At 43.6% G+C, this 4,212-nt stretch carries 6 protein-coding genes; 3 read left to right on the top strand and 3 right to left on the bottom strand.

The features are described from left to right. Window positions 1-69 precede the first annotated feature (69 nt). Entirely contained in the window at window positions 70-681 is a 612-nt protein-coding gene (locus CAG68_RS04195; RefSeq protein ID WP_064354511.1) for a LysE family translocator, read from the bottom strand. A gap of 109 nt (window positions 682-790) precedes the next feature. On the opposite strand from CAG68_RS04195, the gene CAG68_RS04190 reads away from it, so the two are divergent. Together CAG68_RS04190 and CAG68_RS04185 are read left to right on the top strand one after the other, a co-directional pair. Next, complete coding sequence (locus CAG68_RS04190) at window positions 791-1,681, top strand: LysR family transcriptional regulator (protein ID WP_005388706.1); 891 nt, start codon at window positions 791-793, stop codon at window positions 1,679-1,681. A gap of 59 nt (window positions 1,682-1,740) precedes the next feature. Continuing rightward, the gene (locus CAG68_RS04185) at window positions 1,741-2,112 is read left to right on the top strand and encodes a VOC family protein (protein WP_005373979.1); all 372 of its coding nucleotides are present in this window, start codon (window positions 1,741-1,743) and stop codon (window positions 2,110-2,112) included. Window positions 2,113-2,210: 98 nt separating this feature from the next. Here the strand turns inward: CAG68_RS04185 and CAG68_RS04180 are convergent, their stop codons facing one another. Then, the gene (locus tag CAG68_RS04180) at window positions 2,211-2,432 is read right to left on the bottom strand and encodes a hypothetical protein (protein WP_017635120.1); all 222 of its coding nucleotides are present in this window, start codon (window positions 2,430-2,432) and stop codon (window positions 2,211-2,213) included. Between the two features lie 122 nt (window positions 2,433-2,554). Here CAG68_RS04180 and CAG68_RS04175 point away from each other — a divergent pair, with 122 nt between their 5' ends. Next, window positions 2,555-3,082 carry a TetR/AcrR family transcriptional regulator gene (locus CAG68_RS04175; protein WP_005373975.1) on the top strand — a complete coding sequence of 176 codons (528 nt, stop codon included), beginning with the start codon at window positions 2,555-2,557 and terminating at the stop codon, window positions 3,080-3,082. A 44-nt stretch (window positions 3,083-3,126) separates the two neighbouring features. Here the strand turns inward: CAG68_RS04175 and CAG68_RS04170 are convergent, their stop codons facing one another. After that, window positions 3,127-4,077 carry a helix-turn-helix domain-containing protein gene (locus CAG68_RS04170; protein ID WP_161440815.1) on the bottom strand — a complete coding sequence of 317 codons (951 nt, stop codon included), beginning with the start codon at window positions 4,075-4,077 and terminating at the stop codon, window positions 3,127-3,129. Between the last annotated feature and the right edge of the window lie 135 nt (window positions 4,078-4,212).

Genomic DNA, 4,212 nt, shown 5'->3' with positions numbered 1-4,212 from the left:
GATTTTTATTTGATTACTGCCACTTGTTCAATGATCAATTTGAACTGGGGTAATCGGACCGCAAGCGCACTACACCTTTAAGCCCAGCATTGCGCCGAAAATGATTAATCCCGCCCCACATGCTTGATTGAGTCGATGCTTAATCTTCAACAAGAAAGCTTGTAGCTGGGATGACGTGAATAAAACAGCAACGATAGAAAACCAAATACCATGCAGCGCAATCATATAAATCCCGTAAAACAAGGCGATGGGTTGCTGACTAGAGTCGGGAGAAATCACTTGGCTAAAAATACTCAGAAAAAACAGCATCGTCTTGGGATTGAGTAAATTACACAGAAATCCCTGCATGAAAAATCGCCACATTGAATACTCGCTCTGTTGAATGGTTTCTGAGTTTGACGCAGGCTGCGAGGAGAATATTCCTTTAATCCCAAGGTAGACAAGATAAGCGGCCCCAAGATAGCGCACGAGATTAAACAACCATTCATTTTGTGAAATTAAGTAACTGATCCCTAGCATGGAGTAAGCGATGTGGATGCTGATCGCCATGCTGATACCAATCGCACTGTATACGCCTGCTTTTCGTCCTTGATTTAAGCTATTTCTTAATACCAAAACAAAGTCTGCGCCAGGGCTAATGACAATAAGCACACCTAATAACGCAAGAGTTACAAATTCCATATCGATTTCCTGTTTGAATGATGAAGTCTGGGATGTAGCGAAATTGTAGGCGTCTTTATTACTGACTATAATCGAAAAACATTCCCATATTGGTGAGAAAAACTCACAGATGCGTCACCTGAAATCTTTTTATGTCTTCCACGTTGCGGCGAGTTCTTCAAGCTACACTGAAGCGGCTGACAAACTGAACATTACCCACGGAGCCGTGAGTAAGCAGATCAAGCAACTTGAGCAATATCTGTCTCAACCTTTGTTCTTCAAAGAGGGCAGGAAAGTCGTGTTGACGGCAGAAGGCGAATTACTCAAGACATACACAGAAACGGCATTCCAAACGCTAGAAACAGGCGTGAATACGCTTATTCAAGAGAAGCATCAGCATCTTGAAGTGTCTTGTGAACCGACATTAACCATGCGCTGGTTGATGCCAAGGTTGGCCGCGTTTAATGATGAACACCGTGCTGATGTTCGTTTGTCGACGGCTGGTGGCCCGGTAACATTAGGATCAACTGGGCTTTCGATGGCGATTCGTCGAGACGATTTTGCGCAGCATCACGATTACGACAAAACCATTCTTGTGGAAGAGTGGGTGGGGCCGGTATTTTCTCCTGAGTATTGGCAATCCATTAAAGACAATTTGAAAGCAGCTCGATTGTTGAATAGCCAAACCAGACCGAATGCTTGGGCGGATTGGCAGCAATCAACACGTTGTGAAACTTTCAACGGCAACACTCAGCAATCATTCGCGCATTTTTATTTTTGCATACAAGCCGCAGTGGATGGCTTAGGCGTCGCAATGGGATCGTATCCTTTTGTCATGGACGATATTAAGCGTGGTAATTTGGTCGCACCATTTGGGTTTTCTCCATCAAGTTGCAATTACGTTTTATTGAGTCAAGATAAAAAGCGTACAGAACTCGAACATAAATTTATCACGTGGTTACAAACGCAAATGGCAGAGTGTGTGCCACTGTCATCACAGCAGATCACGCAAGGCGAATAGAAGGCATAGAGCGAGATTACGTCAGTCAGTTTTATGGAAAAAGGCTTAGGAAATTGGAAATGGAAAACCTCAATATTGTTGAAATCAAATCATTTGTTCCGGCGAAAGATTACGCGCTATCAAAACGCTTTTATGAGGCGATTGGCTTTGAAATGGCGTCGGACTTCGGTGATGTAGCATACTTCTCTCAAGGTAGCTGCGCGTTTCTTTTACAGAATTTTTATGAGCCAGAACACGGCAATAACTTCATGATGCACTTGCTCGTAGAAGACGCGGAAAGTTGGCATCAGCACTTATCCAAAGTGGGTCATGAGGAATTTGGTTCGCGTTTGACAGAGCTAGTCGAGCAACCTTGGGGCATGCGCGAATGTTGTTTGTTTGACCCTAGTGGCGTTTTATGGCGAATTGGCCAGAACATGAATACTGACTAAAGCCAGTCTTATTTTCACCGCATCTACGCGCAGGTATTGAGATCTCGATATCTGCGCGTTTTCTTTTTTACTTAGCCTTGCCAACGTTTGTAGCGCACTCACGCCTTTTTCGAGGTGGTGTGCGATGGGCTAACGCCAAAAAACTCCTCAAGCAGCATGGCTTTGAGTTCCGCTCTGACTTCTGCGCCACCGATTAACGCCAAAAGTGCGAGTCCTCCTGGAATAAGGATGACCATTAATATCGGTCTTAAAATATACGAAAAGCAGAAGATGGTCGGGAAGAAAATCAATCCTTGGCCTAGTTTGTTTAATACGTACATGAGCGATTCCTTTTGTTTTTATATAAAATGAGCATGCTCAATTTTATAAATGAGCGCGCTCAATTTGTCAATCTCAACCACGCAAGGTATGATCCTTTCAGGCTCATTAAGCAGACACATCAATGACGAAGCGACAACAAACCAGAGATAAAATTCTAAAAGCCGCATGGGCATCTTTTGCTCAAAATGGCTATGACATGACGACCACAAGGCAGATAGCGAGAGAAGCAGGAGTAGCCGATGGTACAGTGTTTAGCCATTTCCCGACTAAACTGTCGATTTTGCGCGAAGGGATGCTGGCGCAACTGCAACAGATCAGCCAAGAAACGCTAGTCAGTGTGGAAGGTAAAACCGATATCGACATTGGTTTGGCGCTGACGGAGAAATACTATCGCTACTATTTTGCGAACGTTGAGCTGAGCCGAGCTTTGTTGAAAGAAGTGATTTGGGATTTGGATTATTATCAGTCGTTTAACCAAGCTTTGTTTCAATCTGTAAACGGAAGCTCCGTCCTTGAGGGAAAAATACCGCTGATTTTTGACTGCTATTTTATGACGTTAATCTCGCACTTGAGCCGTGCAGAACCGGATGTTGAAGCGGCACTTGAAGAGCTTCATGCTAAGTTTCAGCAAATCATTGCGACTGCATAACATGGCCCCAACGCAGGATCTGAAAGAATATACTGCCTGTCATTTTATTTGCTGGGCTCCCATTTTCTCGTTTCAGTTGGCGTCTCACCAAATAGCCGCTTGTAGCTTTGACTGAACTGCCCGAGATGGAAAAAACCAAAGTCAAAAGCGATTTCTGCAATTGTTCGATTATCTTCAGGGTTTTGTAGCACTCTACGTACTTGATTCAGGCGCATTCGATGTATGAACTGCTTTGGGGAAGTATTACAGCAATGTTCAAAGGTGTACTGTAGTGTGCGACGACTGACGTGTACTGCGTCACACAGTTCACTGACGGTTATCGGTGTACGGTAGTCTAGATCCTGTAGCTGTTGTTTTATACGGTGCATCACGTGTTGACGATGAGAGATTGATATCGGATGGCTCGTGTGCAGTGAACTGAGTGAGAACAACTCCAGCACAATATCTTTTAAGATTGCTTGATGTGTGGTTTCAGACCATCTTGGCTCGGCGGAACCAAGTAACGTGCCTAAGTAGTATTTAAGTTGTTGAATGTGTTTTTCCGTCAAACCCGTTAAGTGTAATGTGTTGTTTTGGATACTCCCAAGCTCAAGTTGATTTTCTATGATGTGAACGAAGTTTTTGTCGAGCACTATTCCATAGATAGAAAACTGCTCCGGTGTCATTAACTCAAAATCAGCGCCACCTTGCCTAAGCAAAAGTTGGCTTGAATTAAACTGACTGTGATTTAGGTGTAGCGGCTTATTTTCCGCACTCAAACCCAACCAAATACCTCCCTCTTCAACCCTGCATTGCTGTCTTAGCGAGCGGTTACTGTCTTCACGAAACACATGGAAATTGGGAAATCGTCGTTCTCGAATTTGACCTAAAAATCGACCATCGCTGAGTTGGTCATATTCCTGTTGCCAGTTTATCAGACTCGCAGCTTGTTGGTTTGCATCCTTAGTGTGATGGATGCACAGCATTGGTGCAGTTTGGGGCATTTGGTTACTCATCCTTGTGATGCTCATTCCTTTTTTTGTGAGTCATGTTGGAGCAGTATTTACATAACTCATTGTTTATTATTGGTTTATAAATGTTGCCAGTTTTTGATAACGCTACGGAACACATTTGGCAATACTTTCTTAAAG

Origin of the sequence: Vibrio sp. V42_P2S4T144 (genome assembly GCF_009904715.1) — a bacterium.
In the GTDB taxonomy this organism is placed as follows: Bacteria; Pseudomonadota; Gammaproteobacteria; order Enterobacterales; family Vibrionaceae; genus Vibrio; species Vibrio alginolyticus.
Note: the sequence above shows the minus strand (reverse complement) of the source record. Positions and strands in the feature narration are given on the sequence as shown.

Excerpts from the sequence above, each read along its gene's own strand:
- CAG68_RS04195 (WP_064354511.1), bottom strand. The coding sequence starts at position 681 with ATGGAATTTGTAACTCTTGCGTTATTAGGTGTGCTTATTGTCATTAGC.
- CAG68_RS04190 (WP_005388706.1), top strand. The coding sequence starts at position 791 with ATGCGTCACCTGAAATCTTTTTATGTCTTCCACGTTGCGGCGAGTTCT.
- CAG68_RS04185 (WP_005373979.1), top strand. The coding sequence starts at position 1,741 with ATGGAAAACCTCAATATTGTTGAAATCAAATCATTTGTTCCGGCGAAA.
- CAG68_RS04180 (WP_017635120.1), bottom strand. The coding sequence starts at position 2,432 with ATGTACGTATTAAACAAACTAGGCCAAGGATTGATTTTCTTCCCGACC.
- CAG68_RS04175 (WP_005373975.1), top strand. The coding sequence starts at position 2,555 with ATGACGAAGCGACAACAAACCAGAGATAAAATTCTAAAAGCCGCATGG.
- CAG68_RS04170 (WP_161440815.1), bottom strand. The coding sequence starts at position 4,077 with ATGAGTAACCAAATGCCCCAAACTGCACCAATGCTGTGCATCCATCAC.